The organism is Novosphingobium sp. BL-S-33 (assembly GCF_056857025.1).
In genome coordinates this window covers 1,177,227-1,197,471 of the sequence record NZ_CM166474.1, presented here as the reverse complement: position 1 = coordinate 1,197,471, position 20,245 = coordinate 1,177,227, and the positions used below count along the sequence as shown (strand labels likewise).

15 protein-coding genes are annotated in these 20,245 nt (G+C 66.4%); 6 read left to right on the top strand and 9 right to left on the bottom strand.

Annotated features, from left to right (window positions below; all coding sequences use genetic code 11):
- Window positions 1-283 precede the first annotated feature (283 nt).
- The gene (locus AC1VVM_RS05570) at window positions 284-1,789 is read left to right on the top strand and encodes a S10 family peptidase (RefSeq protein ID WP_482903081.1); all 1,506 of its coding nucleotides are present in this window, start codon (window positions 284-286) and stop codon (window positions 1,787-1,789) included.
- A gap of 78 nt (window positions 1,790-1,867) precedes the next feature.
- Here AC1VVM_RS05570 and AC1VVM_RS05565 read toward each other — a convergent pair whose 3' ends face one another.
- From AC1VVM_RS05565 to tsaD, 5 genes are all read right to left on the bottom strand, one after another.
- Window positions 1,868-2,500, bottom strand: coding sequence for a hypothetical protein (locus AC1VVM_RS05565; protein ID WP_482905153.1), 633 nt, complete (start codon window positions 2,498-2,500; stop codon window positions 1,868-1,870).
- Between the two features lie 163 nt (window positions 2,501-2,663).
- Complete coding sequence (locus AC1VVM_RS05560) at window positions 2,664-3,383, bottom strand: OmpA family protein (protein ID WP_482903080.1); 720 nt, start codon at window positions 3,381-3,383, stop codon at window positions 2,664-2,666.
- Window positions 3,384-3,444: 61 nt separating this feature from the next.
- Window positions 3,445-4,974, bottom strand: a complete 1,530-nt coding sequence (locus tag AC1VVM_RS05555; RefSeq protein ID WP_482903079.1) for a lipopolysaccharide biosynthesis protein — start codon at window positions 4,972-4,974, stop codon at window positions 3,445-3,447.
- The gene (locus tag AC1VVM_RS05550) at window positions 4,971-5,996 is read right to left on the bottom strand and encodes an NAD(P)H-dependent glycerol-3-phosphate dehydrogenase (RefSeq protein WP_482956068.1); all 1,026 of its coding nucleotides are present in this window, start codon (window positions 5,994-5,996) and stop codon (window positions 4,971-4,973) included. The genes AC1VVM_RS05555 and AC1VVM_RS05550 overlap by 4 nt, the downstream gene beginning before the upstream one ends.
- On the bottom strand, window positions 5,993-7,027 hold the full coding sequence (gene tsaD / locus AC1VVM_RS05545; RefSeq protein WP_482956067.1) for a tRNA (adenosine(37)-N6)-threonylcarbamoyltransferase complex transferase subunit TsaD: 1,035 nt from the start codon (window positions 7,025-7,027) through the stop codon (window positions 5,993-5,995). The genes AC1VVM_RS05550 and tsaD overlap by 4 nt, the downstream gene beginning before the upstream one ends.
- A gap of 61 nt (window positions 7,028-7,088) precedes the next feature.
- Between tsaD and hemC the strand changes: the two genes are divergently transcribed.
- The 3 genes from hemC to AC1VVM_RS05530 are packed head-to-tail and all read left to right on the top strand — an operon-like array spanning window position 7,089 to window position 9,692.
- On the top strand, window positions 7,089-8,042 hold the full coding sequence (gene hemC / locus AC1VVM_RS05540; protein ID WP_482903076.1) for a hydroxymethylbilane synthase: 954 nt from the start codon (window positions 7,089-7,091) through the stop codon (window positions 8,040-8,042).
- Between the two features lie 8 nt (window positions 8,043-8,050).
- The gene (locus AC1VVM_RS05535; protein ID WP_482956066.1) at window positions 8,051-8,746 is read left to right on the top strand and encodes a uroporphyrinogen-III synthase; all 696 of its coding nucleotides are present in this window, start codon (window positions 8,051-8,053) and stop codon (window positions 8,744-8,746) included.
- A gap of 19 nt (window positions 8,747-8,765) precedes the next feature.
- Window positions 8,766-9,692 (top strand): hypothetical protein, encoded by a 927-nt coding sequence (locus AC1VVM_RS05530; RefSeq protein ID WP_482903074.1) that lies wholly within the window; start codon window positions 8,766-8,768, stop codon window positions 9,690-9,692.
- A gap of 163 nt (window positions 9,693-9,855) precedes the next feature.
- Here AC1VVM_RS05530 and AC1VVM_RS05525 read toward each other — a convergent pair whose 3' ends face one another.
- On the bottom strand, window positions 9,856-11,100 hold the full coding sequence (locus tag AC1VVM_RS05525) for a UbiH/UbiF/VisC/COQ6 family ubiquinone biosynthesis hydroxylase (RefSeq protein ID WP_482956065.1): 1,245 nt from the start codon (window positions 11,098-11,100) through the stop codon (window positions 9,856-9,858).
- Window positions 11,097-12,779 (bottom strand): alkaline phosphatase family protein, encoded by a 1,683-nt coding sequence (locus AC1VVM_RS05520; protein WP_482956064.1) that lies wholly within the window; start codon window positions 12,777-12,779, stop codon window positions 11,097-11,099. Before AC1VVM_RS05520 ends, AC1VVM_RS05525 begins: the two co-directional genes overlap by 4 nt.
- A gap of 107 nt (window positions 12,780-12,886) precedes the next feature.
- Here AC1VVM_RS05520 and AC1VVM_RS05515 point away from each other — a divergent pair, with 107 nt between their 5' ends.
- On the top strand, window positions 12,887-14,971 hold the full coding sequence (locus AC1VVM_RS05515) for a protein-disulfide reductase DsbD family protein (protein ID WP_482956063.1): 2,085 nt from the start codon (window positions 12,887-12,889) through the stop codon (window positions 14,969-14,971).
- 59 nt (window positions 14,972-15,030) lie between these two features.
- Window positions 15,031-15,186 (top strand): hypothetical protein, encoded by a 156-nt coding sequence (locus tag AC1VVM_RS05510; protein ID WP_482956062.1) that lies wholly within the window; start codon window positions 15,031-15,033, stop codon window positions 15,184-15,186.
- Between the two features lie 46 nt (window positions 15,187-15,232).
- On the opposite strand, the gene AC1VVM_RS05505 is transcribed toward AC1VVM_RS05510, so the two are convergent.
- Entirely contained in the window at window positions 15,233-17,287 is a 2,055-nt protein-coding gene (locus AC1VVM_RS05505) for an MGH1-like glycoside hydrolase domain-containing protein (protein ID WP_482956061.1), read from the bottom strand.
- Between the two features lie 162 nt (window positions 17,288-17,449).
- Entirely contained in the window at window positions 17,450-20,233 is a 2,784-nt protein-coding gene (locus tag AC1VVM_RS05500) for a TonB-dependent receptor (protein WP_482956060.1), read from the bottom strand.
- Between the last annotated feature and the right edge of the window lie 12 nt (window positions 20,234-20,245).

The following is a 20,245-nucleotide window of genomic DNA, read 5'->3' as shown; positions in this document are numbered from 1 at the left end:
GAAAACCTCACCGGCCAGCCGAAGCCACATCCTCCCGCCGTTTTCCCAGTCCCGCTCAGTCTGAGCCTGTCGAAGCCCCTTGTGGCGTGGCGCAATGCGGCCGTCCTTCGACAAGCTCAGAATGAGAGGGATGGGCGGAGGAACCTCACCGCCAACGAAACCCACCGCCCGTGTCGCATTTTCGGCAAGGACTCACTTGCCGTATACTATTTGCCCGTTCTAAGCATCGCCCCCATCGGCGCCCCGGAAGCGGGCGCACTCAATCAAGGGGTCGTACTTCCCGATGCGCACCGTTTCCCTCGCCTGCCTGGCGCTTTCGCTCGCCTTGGCCGCAGGCCCTGCCGCCACTTACGCGGCCGACAAGCCTGCCCCCGAAGCCAAGGATGAGAAGAAGGACGACAGCCAGCTCGCCCCCTTCCCCGAAGCCAAGTCGATCAAGCAGTCGGCCGTGATCGGCGGCAAGACCGTCAATTACGTCGCCACCGTCGGATCGCTTCCCGTCAAGGACGAGAAAGGCAAGACCATCGGCGAGGTGGTCTACACCGCCTATACCGTACCCGGCGCCCCCGCCACGCGCCCGGTGACGTTCGCCTTCAACGGCGGCCCCGGCGCGGCTTCGGTCTATCTGAACCTCGGTGCGATCGGCCCCAAGCGCGTGCAGTTCGGCGCGCAGGGCGATGCCCCGTCCGATTCGGCAGTGCTGCGCGACAACGCGAATTCGTGGCTGGACTTCACCGACCTCGTCTTCATCGACCCGATCGGGACCGGGTTCTCCCGCAGCCGCGTCGATGCTGAGGCGACGAAGAAGGCGTTCTACACGTCCGAGAACGACATCAAGTACCTCAGCCGCATCGTCTATGACTGGCTGAACACGAACGGCCGCCTCACCAGCCGCAAGTACCTGGCCGGCGAAAGCTATGGCGGTTACCGCGTGCCGCGCCTTGCCTACTACCTGCAGACGCAGATGGGCGTGGGCATCAATGGCATGACCATGGTTTCGCCCTACCTCGACCCGCCGGCCATCGGCGAGGATGATGCGCTTTCCCCGCTGCCGTGGATGATCAACCTGCCCGCGATGGCGGCCGGTCACCTTGAGCGCGAAGGCAAGCTCAGCGCCGAGACCATGGCGCCGATCGAGCAGTATCTGAAGACCGAGTTCGTGGCCGACTTCCTCGCCGGCCCGAAGGACAAGGCAGCGACCGACCGCCTGTCAGCCAAGGTTGCCGAGATCACCGGCCTCGATCCCGCGCTCGTCCGCCGCATGGACGGCCGCGTCGACATCGGCACATATCTGCGCGAAATCCGCCGCGATCAGGGACTGGTCGGTTCGGTCTACGATTCGAACTTCACCGCCTATGACCCGTTCCCGGCCAGCGCCCGCGCGCAGTACGGCGATCCGCTGCTGACCACGCTTATCGCGCCCACCACTTCGGCCATGGTCGACTTCGTGACGCGTCAGGTCGGCTGGAAGGTCGACGCGCGCTACAACGCGCTGTCCAATGAAGTGAACGAGGCCTGGGACCGCGACAACAGCGACAACCCGGTGAAGGATCTGCGTCAGGCAATCTCGATCGACCCGAAGATGACCGTGGACATCGTTCACGGCTGGGACGACCTTTCGTGCCCCTACTTCGGATCGCGCCTTATCGTCTCGCAGATGCCCGAGTTCGGCCGCGCCGACCGCGTGCACCTGCACATGTACCCGGGCGGGCACATGTTCTACTCGCGCACCGACAGCGGCGCCGCGCTGCGCCGCGACATCATGGAAAGCTACCGTGCCGGGGCGTGATAGCCAGCGCCTGACGGAATAAAAAAGGGGCCGCGGAGAGATCCGCGGCCCCTTTTTACGTGCCTGAGGTTGTCGCCCTCAGAGCTTGCCGAACTTTGCCTCGTAAGCGCCGGTATCGCCGCTCGCGAGCATCTTGGCCTGTTCGACCCAGTTGTCCCGGCGCGGACGGCCCGCGAAAGCGCCCAGCTTGCCATCGAGATCATCGAGGTCGGCATCGGTCCAACCAGCGATCTGCTCGAAGCGGGTGATCCCCAGCGTCGTCAGCAAGGTCTGCATCTTGGGGCCAAGCCCCTTGATCTTGCGCAGATCGTCGGCTCCACCAGTAGGCGCCGAAGCGGGCGCGGGCGCCGGTTCCGCTGCCGGTGTCACCACGGGGGCCGGGACCGGTTCCGCCGGCTCGGCGGCGATGGTCTGCGGCGGCACCACGTTATCGACTTCCTCCTGCGCGGCGACGGCGATGACCTCGCCGATCCCGGCCATCGTCCCCGCCATCGCGGGCGGATCGATATGGACGGGCGCGGTGAAGCGCGCGGCGGGCGGGGCGTCGTCGATCAGGGCCTGGTTGCGCTGCGCGGGGGCAGCGCCTTCGTCCAGCACATCGGGCCGCCGGTCGCGCGGCGCCGGTTTCGAGGCTCTGGCAAAGAGCCAGAAGGCGACGACGATGCCGATCAACAGGGCGGCGATGAAGACCAGCGAGTTGGCCTCTATCATTTGCAGCACGAAACTATCCCTTCCGGTTCCACAGGAGCCAGCCGATGCCGAACCCAGCAAGGTAGGTCAGCAGCACCGAAACGGCCATTTCAAGCCATAGCGGCATGGGCGGCTCCTTTCATAGCATTTCCCGCCATAATTGCCTCCTGCGCGCAACGCGACATCAACCGGGTCCGGGCGTGTCGATCGGCGTCGGCTTGACGGGAGCCGAGGCGATTACGGAGAATTCGATGCGGCGATTGGCCGGATCGTGTGGATCCAGCCCCTCGATCGGCTGTTTGGCGCCGACGCCGGTGGCGCGCAGTCCGTCTGCCGGAATACCGCGCCCGATCAATGCCCAGCGCACCGCTTCCGCCCGCGCGCGGGACAGCGCCACATTGGCCTCGGGAATGCCGCCCGCATCGGTATGACCGGTCACCGCGATGATACTGCCAACGCAGGGCCGCAGCGCCTGCGCCACTTCGTCGAGCAACCGCACGCTGGCCGGGTCAATCTGGGCGCTCGCCTCGGTAAAGCGGATCGAACGGGTGGCGAGAATGCCCTCGACGTCGTCCTGACAGCGTAGCTTGGCAACGGCGGTGTCCTGCCCTGCCCAGCTGATCCCGCCAATGCCCGGCACATCGGAAACGGCGGCGGCGACGCGCGTGCGCGTGGCATCGTCCAGCCCCTGCCCGCCCGAGAGGATCGGATGGCGCGTCAGCCAGCCGTAGCGGTCGCGAAAGGCGAGCGTGACGGCCTGCCCGCCCGCTTCGTCACGCACTTGCATGGCGCTGCGTTCAAGACCGCTCACGAAGTCCGGCCCCACAACGCGCGTCGAGACGAAAGACAAGGCAAGGCTGAGCGCGGCGCCAGCGGCGACGATGGAGGCGCGGCGGGGGTTCATGCGTTTAACCTAGACGAACTGGTGCTGGTGCCGCGACAAAAATGCGCGTTTCGCGTATTTTTCAAACAGACGCAGGCTTGGTCTTGTGGAACAACTTGCGGTCTTCGGGACCGAACGCCTTCTTCCAGATCACCAGGAAATAGGAGCCCAGAATCGCGGGAATGCCGAAAGCCAGCTCGGCCCACTCGGGCAGGAACCGGGTGGCAAGGTAGCCGATCACCACCGCCGGGACGGCTGCCCAGACCAGCGCCCAGCGCCAGTTGTTGATCGACTGGCCAAGGAACTTCGCCAGCATGTGCGACTTGATGATCGAGGCGAAGCCCAGCGAAACCATCAGTGCCGCCGCAGCGCAGGCAGCCTGATAGAGCGAATTGTAGCCCCAGTGCTGCAAGAGCAGGATGCCTCCGAACGTCATGCCCGCCTGAAAGCCGATGGTCAGAACCGAGACGACAAGATTGCGCAAGCGCGCGACATAGATCAGCGCCGCCTCGCTGACGACGGCGGTGGCCGCTACCACTTCGGCCGCCAGAAGGAATGCCAGTGCGCCGGTGCCGCCCACGAACTCGCGGCCGACTAGGCCCATCACGCCTTCGCCGGGAAGGCCGAGCGCCAGCGCGATGCCCGCCTGTGCGGCAGTGATCCAGAAGCCCACCTGACAGACTTGCCGGGCAATCGCGGCATAGTCCTTTTCCTTCAGGTTGCGGGTGATGACCGGGCCCAGCACGGGCTCGAAGCTGGTCTTGAGCTTCTGCGGTAGGCTCGCCACCTGCTGCGCGGCGTAATAGACACCGACTGCCGAAGGCGGCGCCAGGAAGCCGAGCAGGAACAGGTCAACGCGGCGCGTGCCCCATTCGATGGTATCGGCCAGCGCGATCGGCAGCGAGCGGATCGCCAGCTTGCGCATCTCGTGCGGGCGCGGGCGCCACTGACGCGGCACGCCATATTCGCGGATGAAGGGTATGAAAGCGGTGATCGCGGAAGCGAAGATCGAGCCGATATAAGCGATCGAAAGCCCGCTGTCCGGCGCGATCCAGATCATCGCCCCCGCCAGAATCGAGATCGTCCAAGGCTCGACAATCGCGCGCGCCCACACAGTGGGCGTCACCCGCAGGCGATAGGCCAGCGCAGCCAGCCAGATCTCGGTGAGCGTCAGCGGTGGGATGGCGATCACCATCAGCCGGTCGATCTGGGTATAGTGCCCGCCCGGGAACATCGGCGCGGGCACGAACCAGAAGAACAGCGCCGCGCAGACACTCGCGATCACCGCCAGAATCGTGCCGTCGGCAATCACGTTGGCCTGCCGGACCTCGCCCTCGGTGTTCGACAGGCGCAGCGCGAGCCCGCGCTTTTCGCCCATCGTGCAGATCATCGAGGTCAACTCGATCACCACCAGCGCCGAGGCGAAGCGGCCCAGCGCCGCCGGACCATAGACCGAGGCGCGACCGGCAATGAACAGGAACGGGATCCGCGCGGCCAGGCGCAGGAAGAAGCCGAACAGATTGGTACGCCCGCCCTTGGCCAGCGCCGCGATATCGTCGCGCTCCCGTTCTTCCCGCACGTTCTCGTCGCGGGCCGTAATGCCGTCGGTCAAAGAACCGGCTCCTGCTCGGCGCGCAGGGGACGGGCGAGGATGCCGCTGACCACTTCGGCGGCGGGGGCCAAGCCTGCAAGCAGGCGGCTGACGGCTTCGGCGATCGGCATCTCGATACCGTCGCGGCGGGCGATATCGACCAGCACAGGCGCGGTTGCCGCGCCTTCGGCTACGGTACTCTTGCCGGACAGCGCCTGCTCGGCGGTCTGGCCCTGCCCCAGCGCGAGGCCGAGCGAAAAGTTGCGACTGGACGTCGAGGAACAGGTCAGCACAAGGTCTCCAAGGCCGCAGAGGCCCGAAAGCGTTTCCGGGCGGCTTCCACGCGCCAGACCGAACCGCAGCATTTCCGCATAGCCACGCGCGATCAGGGCCGCGCGGGCGTTCTGGCCGAGCTTGAGCCCGTCCACCACACCGCAGGCAATCGCCAGCACGTTCTTGATCGCGCCGCCAATCTCAGCCCCTATGACGTCGTCGGAGTAGTAAGGCCTCAGTGCCGGCCGCGCGAGCAGGGGCGAAAGCCGCTGCCACTGCGCCGCGCCGCCCGAGCAGGCGAGCGTGACGGCGGTGGGCAGCCCGGCGGCGACCTCGTGCGCGAACGTGGGGCCGGAAAGCACCGCGATCTCGGCACCGGGCACGGCCTCAGCCGCCACATCGGCCATGAGCCGCCCGGTCCCCGCCTCGATCCCCTTGGCGCAGAGCACCAGATCGCGCGTACCGCCCGTGAAGCCCAGCGCGGGAAGCTGCGCCAGCACCCCCCCCAGAAACTGCGCGGGAACGACGGCCAGCAGCACCGGCAAGGCCGCCAGTTTGGCCAGATCGGAAGTCGCGCGGATCGTCGGCGCCAGCACGGCATTGGGAAGGTAGATATCGTTGCCGCGCGTCTCGTTGATACGCGCGGCAAGCTCCGGCTCGCGCGCCCAGAGCAGGACCTCGCTGCCATCCCCGGCGGCGGCCTGCGCCAGCGCGGTGCCCCAGGCTCCCGCGCCGATCACGCCGATGGCAGGTGCCCCGGACCCGCTCATGCCTTCACCCCCGCGCCGCGCACGGCGCCGGCGTCGGGATCGAGCGGCCAGCGCGGCCGTGCGGCGACGTCGAGCGGGTCGGACTGGCCCAGCGCGAAACGCTCGACCCCGGCCCATGCGATCATCGCCGCATTGTCCGTGCAGAGCGCCAGCGGCGGGGCCACGAAATCGAGGCGGTGCTCGGTGGCGAGCGCTTCCAGCGAGGCGCGGATCGCCTTGTTGGCGGCAACCCCGCCCGCGACCACCAGTGCATTGACCGGGCCAACGCTTGCCAACGCGCGGCGCGTGCGGTCGATCAGGCAGTCAATCGCCGCCTGCTGGAAGGCAGCGGCGATATCGGCATCGGTGTAGAGGCCGGACTGCTTGGCCCGCATGACTGCGCTCTTGAGTCCGGCAAAGGAGAAGTGCGGTTCCGACGATCCGACCAGCGGGCGTGGCAGCGGCACCCCGCGCGGATTGCCCCCGCGCGCCAGCCGCTCCATTGCGGGCCCGCCGGGATAGCCGAGGCCGAGCAGCTTGGCCGACTTGTCGAAAGCCTCGCCCAGAGCGTCGTCGATCGTGGTGGCAAGGCGGCGGAACTTGCCCACGCCTTCCACCAGCAGGATCTGACAATGCCCACCGGAAACCAGCAGCAGCATATACGGATATTCGAGCGCGGCATCGGCAAGACGCGGCGAGAGCGCGTGGCCTTCCAGATGATTGACGGCGATCAGCGGCTTGCCCGTCGCCATGGCCAGCGCCTTGGCGGTAACGAGGCCAACCATCACCCCGCCGATCAAACCGGGACCGGCCGTGGCGGCAATGGCATCGACATCGTCCAGCGACATTCCGGCATCGGCCAGGGTCGCCTCGATCAGCGGAGCTAGCCGCTCGGCATGCGCGCGCGCGGCGATTTCGGGCACGACACCGCCATAAGGCCGGTGCGCCTCGTCCTGCGAGGCGATGCGCTGCGCAAGAATGGTCCGGTCGCTGGTAACCAGCGCGGCCGCAGTCTCGTCGCACGAGCTTTCGATGCCCAAAATCGTGCTCATATTCGTATTACCCTGAACGGCCCTTCCACTGGCCGCCATTGGCGGGTAGCACAACCCGCCGATGACGACGCTCACCAAAACGCATGAACACCACTTCCGCCTCGGCACCCGCCGTTCGCCACTGGCGTTGGCGCAGGCCGAAGAAGCGCGCGATCGGCTTGCCGCCGCGCATGGTATCGATGTTGCGCATATAGAGATCGTGGCCGTGACCGCCAGCGGCGATCGCATCCAGGACCGCGCGCTTGCCGAAATCGGTGGAAAGGCGCTCTGGACCAAGGAGCTGGATGCGTGGCTGGCGGCCGGTGAAATCGACTTCGCGGTCCATTCGGCCAAGGATGTCGAGACCATTCGCCCCGACATCTTCACCATTGGCGCGATCCTCCCGCGTGAGGATGTGCGCGATGTGCTGATTGGCGCCGAATCGATTCGCGCGCTGCCGCAAGGCGCCGTCGTGGGCACCAGTGCCCCGCGCCGCGCCGCGCAGCTTCTCCATGCCCGGCCCGACTGCAAGGTCGTGACGTTTCGCGGCAATGTCGCCACGCGGCTGGCCAAACTGGCGGCGGGCGAAGTCGATGCCACATTCCTGGCCGCTGCCGGGCTAAGGCGACTGGGCGAGACGGGCACGGGCCATCCGCTCGACGAGAACGACTGGCTGCCGGCCCCCGCACAGGCCGCGATCATGATCGAATGCCGCGCTGACGATGCCCGCACGCGCGCCTTGCTCGCAGGCGTAGACCACGCTCCCAGCCGCGCGGCGGTTGAGGCAGAACGCGCGCTGCTGGCCGGGCTCGGCGGCAATTGCCACAGCCCGATCGCCGTACTCACCCGCAGCGAGGGCGACATGCTGGCGATACGCGCCGCGCTCTACAGCCCCGACGGGGCCGAGAAAGTGGAAGGCCAGGCCCGCTTCGCTCCCGGCGACCCCCGTGGACCTGCCGGGCTCGCCGCCGATCTGCTGGCGCGTGCGGTCCCGGCCATTGCCGTGCATTTCACCGGCACAGAAGCCGCCACCTGACCGAGACCGTGCTACCCCTCATCATCATCCGGCCCGAGCCCGGTGCGCACGCCACTTGCGAGGCCGCCCGCGCGATGGGGCTGGAGGCCCAGTCCTTCCCGCTCTTCGCGGTACGCCCGCTCGACTGGCAGCCGCCGGCGCCCGAGACTGTCGACGCTGTGCTGCTGGGCAGCGCCAATGCCCTGCGTCATGGCGGCGCGGCGCTAGATCTTTATCGCGGATTGCCCGCTTATGCCGTTGGCGAGCGCACTGCCGAAGCCGCGCGCGAAGCCGGGCTGGAGGTGGTCCTGACCGGAAGCGGCGGATTGCAGGAGATGCTGGACCGCATCGATCCCGCCCATCGCCGCCTGCTGCGCCTTGCCGGGCGCGACCGGGTGAAACTCGACGTACCGCCGCGCCTCTCGATCACCACGCGCGATGTCTATGCGAGCGAGGCGCTGCCGCTTCCCGCCGCCCTGTCCGCGATATTGCGGGGCCCGGCCGTGATATTGCTCCATTCCGGACAGGCGGCGGCGCATTTCGCGCAGGCCCTGGCCGGAGCCGGAATCGGCCGCGCGAAAATCCGCCTTGCCGCGCTGGCCCCGCGCATTGCCGCAGCGGCCGGAACCGGCTGGGCCGCACTGGCCACTGCCCCCAACCCCGACGACGCGGCGCTGCTGGCCTTGGCCCGAGACTTGTGCCAAGGCTTTACGCCGGGATCGTGATCTTACAGAAACGAGCGTGATGCAGGACCTGACCTCGCCCCCTACCCTGATGCCCGATCGGCCGCGTTCGCGGGCCGGAGCGCTGTTTGTCGCGCTACTCGCCTTCGTACTGGGCGGAGCGCTGGCGCTGTGGGGCGCGCAGGAGGGCTATTTCGACCGTCTGCTCCCCGGGCATGAGGCCCATCAGGACGATACGCCCGCGCCTGTCGCAGCGGCGCCTGCCCCAGTCGTGGGCCATGCCCCCTCGGCGCAGGATCTGGCCGCAATCAGTTCGGTCGAAGGCCGCCTCGCGCTTGTCGAGGACCGGCTTTCGCGGGTCGATTTCGAGACCAACGCCGCCTCCGGCAACGCCGCACGGGCCGAGGGCCTGCTGATCGCCTTCGCCGCGCGCCGCATGATCGATCGCGGCGAACCGCTCAGCTACGTGGCCGACCAACTACGCCTGCGCTTCACCAATGCGCAGCCGCGCGCAGTGGATACGGTGATCGAGTTCGCGAAGAACCCGGTCACGCTCGACGAACTGTCCGCCCGTCTCGAAGCGCTCTCGCCCGAGCTGAGCGAGAAGCAGACCGACGAAAGCCTGTGGCAGAAGGCGCGCAACGAACTGGCCAACCTGTTCACCGTGCACCGCGATTCCTCGACCCTGCTTTCGCCCACCGCGCGGGTGGATCGGGCGCGGCTGATGCTGACCGCGCGGCGCATTCCCAACGCCATCAGCGAAGTCCAGCGCCTGCCCAATGCGCAGGCCGCCGATACCTGGATCGCCGACGCGCGCCGCTATCAGGACGTGCAGGACGCGCTCGACCTGCTGGAAACCACCGCCATGCTGGAACCGCGCCGCCTGCAGGACTCGGCGGGCCAAGCCGTCACCCAGCAGAGCCCGCTGGCAGCTCCGGGCGAGGAGGCGAGCCCCACGCCGGATCCGGAACCGACCGGCGAGGAGTGAGGGTTTTCGGCCCTCAACTCTAATCAAATTAACGAAAATCCTCGTCGCCCCCGCGCACTTGAGGCGTGGAGACAAGGAAGCGGGGCCCCCGCCTGCGCGGGGGCGACGGAGCTATCGGATGATAGCCAGATTTCGCGGGTGAAAGGGGCTAACGCCCGGGCCCTCAGCCCTGAAGCAATTCCGGCAACTTGCCCGACATGCCCCGCGCCTCGTCCATGAAGAAGCGCTTGAGCGTGGGAATGCGCTGCACCGCGCCCATGCCGAGTCGTCGCACGGCGCTGGGCAGGCGGCCGGGAACGCCGAACAGGCGGGTGAGCCCATCGGTCACCGACATGACCATGAAGGCATCGAGGCTGCGCCACTTCTCGTAGCGCTTGAGCAGTTGCATATCGCCCGGCTCCAGCCCCAGACGCATGCCCTCGGTCAACACTTCGACCAGCGCGCCCACGTCGCGCAGGCCAAGATTGAGGCCCTGCCCGGCAATCGGGTGCATGCCGTGCGCCGCATCGCCGATCACGGCGAGGCGCTCGTCGATCACATGGCCCGCGTGGTGGAAGCGCAGCGGATAGCTCATGCGCGGGGCCGAGAGCGAGATCTTACCCAGCACACCGTGCATCCGGCTCTCAACCTCGTTGACGAACATGGCGTCGCTCATGGCGATGACGCCCGCCGCGTCCTTCTCGGCCACGGTCCAGACAAGCGCGCTGCGGTGGCGCCCTTCGGCATCGTCCAGCAGCGGCAGCAACGCGAAGGGCCCGGCAGGATAGAAGATTTCCCAGGCCGTGTTCTCATGCGGCTTATCGTGGAACAGCCCGGTCACCATGGCGCGGTGCTTGTAGTCCCACTTGGCGAGCGCGAAGCCGGCCTCGTCGCGGGTGGGCGACTGGCGGCCTTCGGCGGCGACCAGCAGGCTCGCCTTGAGCACGCGGCCATCGGACAGCTCCACCTCGACACCGTGTGGCCCACGGTCACGGCGAACCGCCTCGGTCTTCACGTGCCAGGCGATGTTCGGCTGCTTCTTCGCCGCCTCGAACAGGGCTATGCGCAGATCGCGGTTGGCGAACATGCGGCCCAGCGAGCCTTCGTCCGGCTTCGGCGTGAAGTCGATCCGGCCGGGCTTCATCCCGTCGGTCACGGCAATCGAAGCGATCGGGCAGCCAAGGCCCTCCAGCGCAGCGGCGAGGCCGATCTTCCCGAACAGGTTCCAGCTCGCGGTCGAGATCGCCGAAGCGCGACCGTCCGCGCCTTCGGCGGTCAGGTCCGCCGGATCGGCGCGGTCGATCACGTGGCTGGTGATCCCCGCCTTGGCGGCGGCGAGCGCCAGCGTCATGCCGACGAGACCGCCGCCGAGGATAATCAGGTCGCGGCGATCCGCCGCAGTATCGAGCCTTGCTGCCGAGTCGTTCATCGACGGCAGCTATCGGCCTCCGACGCGTCGATGTCGAGACACCTTCCGTCCCAGGTGCCGGCCGGCGCGGCAAGGCCGACAGTCGCCGCAAGGGTGGGCGCGATGTCCACCGTTTCGACCGGGGTGGGCTGCTCGAAGCCGGTCATGCCCTTGCGCCAGAACAGCATCGGCACGCGGCGGTCGTAATCCCAGACACTGCCGTGCGTGGCGACCTTGCCCGGCGATGCCTTGCCGGGGACGACGCCGCGCCGGGTCAGCATCTGCACCGGGCCCGAGCGGCCGGGCACGAACGAGGCACGCACTCTCTGCTCGATCGTCCAGTCCTGCGGATTGCCCTTGGGCACCGGTATCTTCATTAGCTCGTCCTCGCTATAGACCGCCGCAATCTGCGGGTTGGCCTTGAGCCGAGCGACCAGCGCGGCCGTGACTTTCGTCTTCTGCGCCTCGTTCAGTTCGGCCGAAAGCCATACGCTGCCCGATTCCCCCGCGCCGTAGAACAGCGGGCCGTTCGCGACCGAAATGCCGGTATCCTGTGTGACGGCGGCGGCCAGCGCCTTGGCGGTCAGCGCCGTGTCGATCCGCACTGCATCGGGATTGCCGCGCAGTTGCTGGCGCTCGGGCGCATCGAAGCCGCCGTGGTCGGCGGTGAGCACGACCTCATAATCGATCCCGCGCGCGTCGAGCTGGTCGAACAGATAGCCCAGCGCCTGATCGAGCACGTTCATCTGCACGCACATCTCGACACCCTCGGTGCCGTAGGCGTGGCCAACCCTGTCGGTGGCCGAGAAGCTGACCGACAGCACATCGGGCACCGCATCCTTGCCAAGGCCGAGTTCGTCCACCACGCGCACGGCCATCTCGGCCGTCGCGGTGTCGACGCGCGGGCCGTTGACGAAGGACTTGAAGTCCCCGGCGGCGAGGGGGAAGCGGTAGGTGCCGATCGTGAAGTCCCCGATCGGGGTCGCGCGGTCGACATTGCCGCACCAGCCGGGGACGGGCAGCGGGCCGTCACCGGCAGCCACGCGCTGAGTCAGGACGGCGTTCTCGGCTGCGGCGGCCTTGCCCGCGCGGCGCCCCGGGAACGTGGTGAAGCCGCTGTCGCCGATCCAGTAGACCGCATCGGTATCGTGCCCGCTCATCATCACGGCCGCGCGGTCCTTGGCGGAGACGGCAGCGTTGATGGTCCGGGGATTGGCGTGCTTCATCAGGTCGCCCAGCGTGGGAGCCAGCAAGTGCCCGGGGCTCACCGTCACCGCCTCGGGCGTGGACTTCGGATCGTTTTCATCCTCCACGCAGTAGACTTCCTTGGCCGCGCGCGCGATGCCGGGGACGAACCACGAATTCGCAGTGATCCCGGTGCGCGCGGGGTGCACGCCGGTCAGGATCGTCGAGTGGCCGGGGCACGTCTCGGTCGCCGCGTGCGACTGGAAGCCCTGCGCAAAGACCGCGCCTTGCAGCAGGCGCGCGAAGCCTTTCGTGTAGTGTTCGCGGTACTGCGCGAAGAGATCGGCGGAGAACTGATCCACCGCGATAGCCACGATCAGCTTCGGCGCCCCCTGTGGCACTTGCTCTGTCACGGCCGGCATGGCCGGAACGGCGGGCGCCTCCTCCGCCAACGCCGAAACCGGAAGCGCAAGGGCTATCGCCATCGAAGCGAGCGAGGTGGAGAAGAGGCGCATGAGGGGTCTTCCTTGAAATCTGGAGGCGTTGGGCGCAGATGCTGGCAGGACCGGACCGCCCGAACCACACAAGTTCGGCCGCAACCCTCGGCAACTACGGGAGTTTCATGAAAACGCGCCGCTACCGCCTCTCCGTGACATTCCTGTGTCAATTGCTGGTACTGCTGCTCGTGCCCTTTGCGGCTCAAGCCCAATCCGGCGCCGCGCCCACCCATATTGCCGTCGAACTTGTTGCCGGTCCCACTGCCGCGCCGGGGGGCGAGACCACCATCGCCATCCACATGAAGCCCGAGGCGGGCTGGCACGGCTACTGGTCGAATCCGGGCGATGCGGGTTTCGGCATGCAGCTCGACTGGACGCTGCCCGAAGGCGCGAGGGCGGGCGCGCCGCGTTATCCGGTGCCGCAGACGCTCGTTGTCTCGGGCCTGATGAATCACGTTTTCGAGCATGACTATGCCCTGCTCGTACCGGTCACCCTGCCCGCCAACGCCGCGCCGGGCAGCCGCCTGCCGATCCGGCTCGCCGCCCAGTGGCTGGCCTGTACCGAGCAGATCTGCGTGCCCGAACGCGCCGAACTCGCGGTCGAAGTGCCGGTGGGCGGCATCGGTGCAAAGGCGGCTCCCGAGGATCCGCGCTTCACCGAATGGACCCGCCGCCTGCCCGCCCCGCTCGACGCCGCCGGCACTTTCGCCATCGATGCGAAGGCCGTGCGCATCGCTATTCCGCTGCCCGCGACCACGCCGCTGGAGGGACCGCATATCTTCGTCGGCGAGGACAAGCTGGTCGACTACGGCGCGGTGCAGACTTTCGCGTGGAACGGCAACCAGCTGATCGTCTCCATCCCGCGCGCCAAACTCGATCCGCAGAGCACCGGGACCCTGACCGGCGTGCTGCGCCTCAACGCGGCAGGCGACGGCATCGCCTTCTCGGCAAAGCCCGGTCCCGTGCCCACCGGCGGCACCCCGATTGCGACCAGTTCGGAAGGTGGCGCCGCGCCTTCGCTGGCACCCCTGCCCGTGCTGCTGCTGGCCGCGCTGGCGGGCGGCCTGCTGCTCAACGTCATGCCCTGCGTCTTCCCAATCCTCAGCCTCAAGGCGCTGAGCCTTGCCCGCGCGGGCGAGAGCGAGGCCCATGCACGGATCGAGGGACTGGCCTATACGGCGGGCGTCGTGCTCGCCTGCCTCGCGCTCGGCGGCGTCTTGCTGGCTCTGCGCGCGGGCGGTCAGGAAGTGGGCTGGGCGTTCCAGCTGCAGGAGCCTCTGGTGGTGGTGGCGTTGCTGCTGCTGGCGGCCACGATAACCGCCAACCTGCTGGGGCTGTTTGAACTGACCGTGCCGGGCTTCGTCTCGGGCGGGTCGCCATCCAGCTTCACAAGAGGCGCCTTCGTCACCGGCCTGCTCGCCGCTTTCGTGGCAACGCCCTGCACCGGGCCGTTCATGGCGAGCGCGATGGGCGCAGCGCTGCTGCTGCCGGTACTGCCCGCCATGGCGCTTTTCGCCGCGCTCGGCCTTGGCATCGCGCTGCCGTTCCTTGCCGTGGCCTTCATCCCGGCGCTGAGGAAGCGCATGCCGCGTCCCGGCAAGTGGATGGTGACGTTCCGCCGCTGGCTGGCGCTGCCGATGGGGCTTACCGCGCTGGCGCTGGCATGGCTGACGTGGAAAGTCGGCGGGCCGTTGTTCACGGGCCTTGCGCTGCTCGGCCTCGTGCTGGTCCTGGCGGCGCTCTTCGTGATGGGCCGGACCCAGCGCAAGGGCGGCTCCGCACGCCCGGCCGCCAGCGTTGCCGTGCTGGTCGCGGCCCTTGCCCTTATCGTGCTGCCGCAGCCTGCCCCGCCATCCGCGTCGGTAAACTCGCTGCTCGACGTAAAGCCCTTCAGCGAGAAGGCGCTTGCCGAGGCCCGCGCCTCGGGCAAGCCGGTCTTCGTGTGGATGACCGCCGACTGGTGCCTCACCTGCAAGGTCAACGAGGAAGTCGCCATCGAACGCGCCGATACCAAGGCCGCGTTCGACAAGGCCGGCGTCATCGTGCTGCGCGGCGACTGGACGCGGCGCGATCCGGAGATCACACGCTACCTCACCGCCCAAGGCGCCGCCGGCGTGCCGCTTTACATGTGGTATGGGCGGGACGGTAAGGCCGTGCAGCTTCCGCAAGTGCTGACGCCCGAACTGCTGGCGAACGCCGCCGGGGGCTGATCCGCAACGCCATCAGGCACGAGACCGGACATTATCGGGTCTCGTGCTTGAATAGTCCCATGAACAGCACCGTGCACACCACGTGGACCGATGCCACCCCTGCCAACCACTGGGGCATCACCAACGAGAGATCGATGAAGGAAGAGACCCCCGCGATCAGCGAAGCGAATGGATATCCGTGCGACATGAGGGATAGAGGCCTCAATCGCGGTTAATTCCGGATCGAAATCTGCGGTTTACCCGTTGGTAAGGTTAAATATTTCAGTCGGCGAAGGCCTTCAGCTCGGCGAGGCGAATTGCCTTTCCGTTCGCCGGGCTCATCGTCACGCGCAGGCGTTCGGCGGTGACCGGCGACCACGAAAGCCGGGTCACACCGTTAGTAAGCGGCGCCACAGCGGGCGCGGCGACCTGCCGCCACTGTCCGTTCGTCCACGCCTCCACCCGCACCTTGCGGGGAGCCGCGAACTTGGCACCGTCCGCGAAGAACGCGAGTTCGGCACTACCGAGCGTGACCGGCTTGCCGAAGTCCACCGCGTACCACTGCTCCGCCTTGCCCGCTGCCGAATCCCAGCCATTGGGAAGCTCCGGATAGAACCATGCGCGGCCGTCGATGGCATCATGCAGGTTTTCCGCCTCGGTGCCGGACGACGCCGAAGCCATGGGATAGTTGCCGCGTACCAGCTGCACGGCGAGATCGGTCTCGCGCGCGATGGGTGCATTCGCCTTGCGGGCCAGCGGAACCTCGATGCGGCCGAGATCATCGCGATGGGCGAGTTCCGTACCGTCGACCGAAACTGTCAGCCCCTTGCGGCCGTAACGCTTGCCATCGGCGTCCCAGGTCACCGAAACCTCGTGCCCGTGATAGGGCACCCGCTCGACATGGAACCAACCCAGTGCCTGCGCGTCCGTCGCGGCGGGCAGCAGTGGGTTCACGTCCAGCACGTCATCCGCGCGCGGGCGGACGCCGACGAGGCCGGTCATGATCAGGTCCAGATAGCCCGAGTGGAAGTAGTGATGACTGCGATCCAGCCCAACGATGGGCTTGCCGGTCTCGGGATCGTAGTCCTCCTCGAGATCGAGCCTGCCGCCCTGATAATGGAGCTGCGTGTACTGGCGCAGCATCCGCATGTAATCACTGCGCGTGACCGGTCCGTGATCGTCGTAGTGGTCGAGCAGGTTGGCCATCGCGGTCAGCACTTGCGTCGTCTGGTAAGGCCAGACCGGGCCGTTCCACTGGCACTCGCGCGCATCGCCCAGATAGCGATACTGGCGCATGTAGTACTCGTAGCCCTTCTCGACCGTACGCATGCCCGCCTTACCGGCAAGGCCGTTCGGATCGAGCAGATGCGACCATGCCGACGCATATTTGGCATCGTCCGGCACAAGGTCGAACATCCACGGCAGGTAGCCGACCAGTTCGCGATTGCGGATCGAATCCCAGTATTTCGCGAATTCGTTGTTGACCTGATAGCGGTCGGCGAAGTGCCCGAGCGAGGGGTTCCACAAGTCCTGAAGGACATGCGTGCGCAGCGCTTCGGCCCGCTCGGCATATTCCTTGGCCATCGCGGTATCGCCTGCCATCTCCGCCATCTTCGACAGCGCGCGGGCATTGGCGAACATATAGCTGTTGATCGAGGGCCGGAAGGAATCCCCGCCCCGGAACCCGTCCTTGCCGCCCGAGGCATCGATCGAGGAGACGGTATACTCGGTCGCATCGAGCAGCGGCTCGACGAAATAGAGGCCCTTGGAAAAGTCGAACTTCTCGTCCCACAGACGGTAGACGTGCCGCATCGTCTTGAGATGCGCGAGCAAGGCCTGCCTGTCGCCATCGACGAGATAACGGCCCCAGACCGAGTCCGCCATATAGTCGGTGAAGTGACGGTCGTTGCCGCCTTCGTACATGAAGTTGACGTAGTCGTCGGTGAAGCGGCGGTCGTTCAGCCAGCGCCCTTCGGCGATGTGGAAGCCGCTGGCGTCATTGAGGCTGGCGAAAGGCTCGCGCTGCCAGCCCACATCATCCGCGAATTCGGTGGTGATGTAGCCCTGCGCGCCAAGGTCGCGCTGGTGCGCGCGGAACAGACCCCAGCGGTAGTAATAGACCGCATCGATCCTGGGATCGGCGCTTTCGAAGAAGGGAATGCGCTGCTGGTACCAGACGGCGTCGTTGCCGAAGCGGGCCTTGGCGATGGCGGCAATGTCCAGCTTTGCCGCGGCGCGTGCGGCAACGGCAACCGGAGGTCGATCGGCGGCTGGCGGACTGGCCGCCGTGGCAAGAAGCGCCGCGGTGGCAAGGACAGTCCGTAGATTTCCGCGCATCGTTACCCTTTCATGGTCCGGCGAGCGTCTGGTAGTCATTATCCAGAAAAAACAAGAGCGGCCGGTCCCCGGGGTGATGTTGGGAGAGAAACCCCGGGAACCGGCCGCCCGTGGCAGGCCGCGATGCGTCGATATCGACGCGTCGCAGCCTGCCGTTTCGGCTTACTTGAAGGTGAAGCGAGCACCCAACGCGAAGGTACGCGCCAACTGCAGCGTGCCAAGGTTGTACTGGTCCGCGTTGCCCTGATCGCCGAACTTGTAATAGTTCTGCTGCTTCGACTTCGTGAGGTTGGTCGCGTCGAAAGTCAGACCGATATCCTTCGTGACATTCCAGGTCAGCTGCATGTCGAGGCTGTCTTCCGGACGATACCAGACGCCAATCGGGTTGGCGAAGAGACGGGCCTCGTTGTTATGCAGGAAGCCCTTGCGCCAGACATAGGACACGCGGGCGTTGAACGGACCTCGGTCGTAGGCCAACGTCGCGTTGTAAGAGAACTTCGAGACATTGAAGAACTGCGATGTGGTCTCGCCGGTGACGTTACCGGCCGAATCCGTGAGCGGGATGTTCTGCTTCGAATCGAGCACCGTGATGCTGCCCTGGAAGCCAAGGCCGTTCAGCACGCTGGGCAGATAGTTCGGGAAGTAGGTGATGCCTGCTTCCACGCCCTTCAGCACGCCGTCAGAAGCGTTCACTGGACGGGTGATCGCGAAGTGATCGGTGGCGCCGGCAACGATACCGTTGTTGGGGATGTACTCCATCACCGTCAGCGGCACGACAAGACCCTGGATCTCGCGACGGAAGCCCGTCACGAAGATCGCGCTGTTGCGTTCGAAGTACCATTCGAGCGCAATGTCATAGTTCTTCGAGTGGGTCGGCTTGAGGTTGGCCGTACCCGCCGAACCGCTTCCGTAACCCACGTTGGTGAGATCACCCGTCAGCGTGTAGTTCGGATTGATATCGCCGAAGTTCGGACGACGCAGCGTCTCGCCGTAATTGAAGCGCAGGCGCAGGTTCGGCATGATCGAATACCGCGCGGTGAAGCTTGGCAGGAACTTCTCCGACTGGCTGCCCGAACGAGTCAGCGCGCCGTCGTTGTAGCGATCGTAGAAGTTCGAGTTGGTCGTCACCGAAACATAGCGCACGCCACCTTCAACCTGCAACGGACGGCCGAAGATCGAGACTTCACCATCGGCCATGACGTAGGCCGACATGGTCACTTCATCAATGTCGAAGGTCTTGACGAGCGACAGTGCGTCCGAGGTTGGCAGGCCGTAGAGACCGCGCACGTAGTCGGCGTTGTCGTGGACCCAGCTGCCGTTGGGGAGCACCCAGCTGCGCGGCACGTCGGCGATGCCGCTCATGAAGTCCGAGTTGGTGAACCAGGCTTCTTCAGGAAGCGACGAAAGTGGCGTGCCAAGGTTGGCTGCGTCCTGCGAGCGGACGTAGTTGCTTGCCTTGCGATCGTCGATGCGCATGCCCGCCTTGATGCGGCGCAGGAAGCCTTCGTCCCAGGTGTAGTAGCCGTCGAGCGTGCCGGTGATGGCGCTGCCCTTGTCCTTGCTCGCGTTGTCGTACAGCTGGGCGACGTTCCACACACTGGGATCGGTCAGGAGCGAATCGTCAGTGAAGTGGTACGATGGGATACCGCCGCCAGCGTTGAAATCGACGGCGATCTGGTCTGCCACGCGGTCGGTGCGCATGGCGATGAAGCTCTGCTTGTTGGTGCTCGTCTGGTAGGCGATGTCACCGATGATCTTGCCGCGATCGCCAAGATCCCATTGCCCGTTCAACGCATAGATGTAGCTGTCGGTACGGTTGGTCGCATAGTCGCCGCTGTTGAAGCCGTAAACGTCGTTCGCAACGCGCGACTTGACGATGTTGGTACCGTCATAAAGCTCGACGGGCTGCGCATCTGCCCAGTAGTCAACGAAGCTGAACTGCAGCGAGTTGAAGGTGTGGCCGCGGAAGCCAGAGTAGAACGCCTCTGCGGTATAGACCGAGCTCGAGTTCGGCGCCCACTGCAGGGCGACGTTGACCGAGGGACGCTCACGTTCGCCGTAGAGATCCGAGGAGAACACGGCGTCGCGCGACAGATAGTAGGGAACGTCGACGCCGTTGTAGTTGATCGTCGAACCCGGCGTGGTCGGAAGACCGTAGTCGAGGCCCGGCTGCCAGCCCGAGAACATGCGCTCAAGCGGTGCGAGGCCCGAACCCGCAGGCGGGGTTTCGGTTGCGAAGGGCACCATGGCGCCGGCCGTGGTCGACATGTTGCGGTACTTGGTCTTGCTCCACGAACCGTTGACCAGCAGGCCGACGTCACCGATGCCGGTGTCCCAACGATCACTGACAAGCAGCGCGACGTTGGGGTTATAGCTGTCCGCCTGTTCATTGTAGATGCCGCGTGCCAGACCCGAGATTGCGAAGCCGTCGAAGTCAAACGGACGGCGGGTCTTGACGTCGATCTGGCCGGCAAGGCCAGTCTCGATCTGGTCGGACGAACGGGTTTTGTAGACGTCGATCTGCTTGACGAGGTTCGCCGAAATATCCTGGAGCGCGAACGACTGCCCCGTCGATGTGAAGACGTTGCGACCGTTGAGCGTGGTCAGCGGGTCTGACAGACCGCGAATGGTGATGGTAGCCGCTTCGCCGCCCGCACGATCGGTAACCTGAACGCCGGTGACGCGCTGGAGCGCTTCGACCACGTTGTTGTCAGGCAGCTTGCCCACGTCTTCGGCTACGACCGAGTCGACGATCTGGACCGAGTCCTTGCGGACGTTCAGCGCGCCGACGATCGAGGCGCGCACGCCGGTTACGACGATATCGTCAGCACTGGGCGCGGAATCGTCTGCGGTGGTCTGCGGCGCAGCATCCTGTGCATGAGCAACGCTGGCGAGGCCGAGCGCGAGAATGGATGCCGTACAGAAAGCAAATGGCTTGAGCGCCATGGATCAACCCTC

Excerpts from the sequence above, each read along its gene's own strand:
- AC1VVM_RS05560 (WP_482903080.1), bottom strand. The coding sequence starts at position 3,383 with ATGAACCCCCGCCGCGCCTCCATCGTCGCCGCTGGCGCCGCGCTCAGC.
- AC1VVM_RS05550 (WP_482956068.1), bottom strand. The coding sequence starts at position 5,996 with ATGAGCGGGTCCGGGGCACCTGCCATCGGCGTGATCGGCGCGGGAGCC.
- AC1VVM_RS05565 (WP_482905153.1), bottom strand. The coding sequence starts at position 2,500 with ATGATAGAGGCCAACTCGCTGGTCTTCATCGCCGCCCTGTTGATCGGC.
- AC1VVM_RS05515 (WP_482956063.1), top strand. The coding sequence starts at position 12,887 with ATGAAAACGCGCCGCTACCGCCTCTCCGTGACATTCCTGTGTCAATTG.
- AC1VVM_RS05530 (WP_482903074.1), top strand. The coding sequence starts at position 8,766 with ATGCAGGACCTGACCTCGCCCCCTACCCTGATGCCCGATCGGCCGCGT.
- AC1VVM_RS05520 (WP_482956064.1), bottom strand. The coding sequence starts at position 12,779 with ATGCGCCTCTTCTCCACCTCGCTCGCTTCGATGGCGATAGCCCTTGCG.
- AC1VVM_RS05525 (WP_482956065.1), bottom strand. The coding sequence starts at position 11,100 with ATGAACGACTCGGCAGCAAGGCTCGATACTGCGGCGGATCGCCGCGAC.
- AC1VVM_RS05500 (WP_482956060.1), bottom strand. The coding sequence starts at position 20,233 with ATGGCGCTCAAGCCATTTGCTTTCTGTACGGCATCCATTCTCGCGCTC.
- hemC (WP_482903076.1), top strand. The coding sequence starts at position 7,089 with ATGACGACGCTCACCAAAACGCATGAACACCACTTCCGCCTCGGCACC.
- AC1VVM_RS05570 (WP_482903081.1), top strand. The coding sequence starts at position 284 with ATGCGCACCGTTTCCCTCGCCTGCCTGGCGCTTTCGCTCGCCTTGGCC.
- tsaD (WP_482956067.1), bottom strand. The coding sequence starts at position 7,027 with ATGAGCACGATTTTGGGCATCGAAAGCTCGTGCGACGAGACTGCGGCC.
- AC1VVM_RS05510 (WP_482956062.1), top strand. The coding sequence starts at position 15,031 with ATGAACAGCACCGTGCACACCACGTGGACCGATGCCACCCCTGCCAAC.
- AC1VVM_RS05505 (WP_482956061.1), bottom strand. The coding sequence starts at position 17,287 with ATGCGCGGAAATCTACGGACTGTCCTTGCCACCGCGGCGCTTCTTGCC.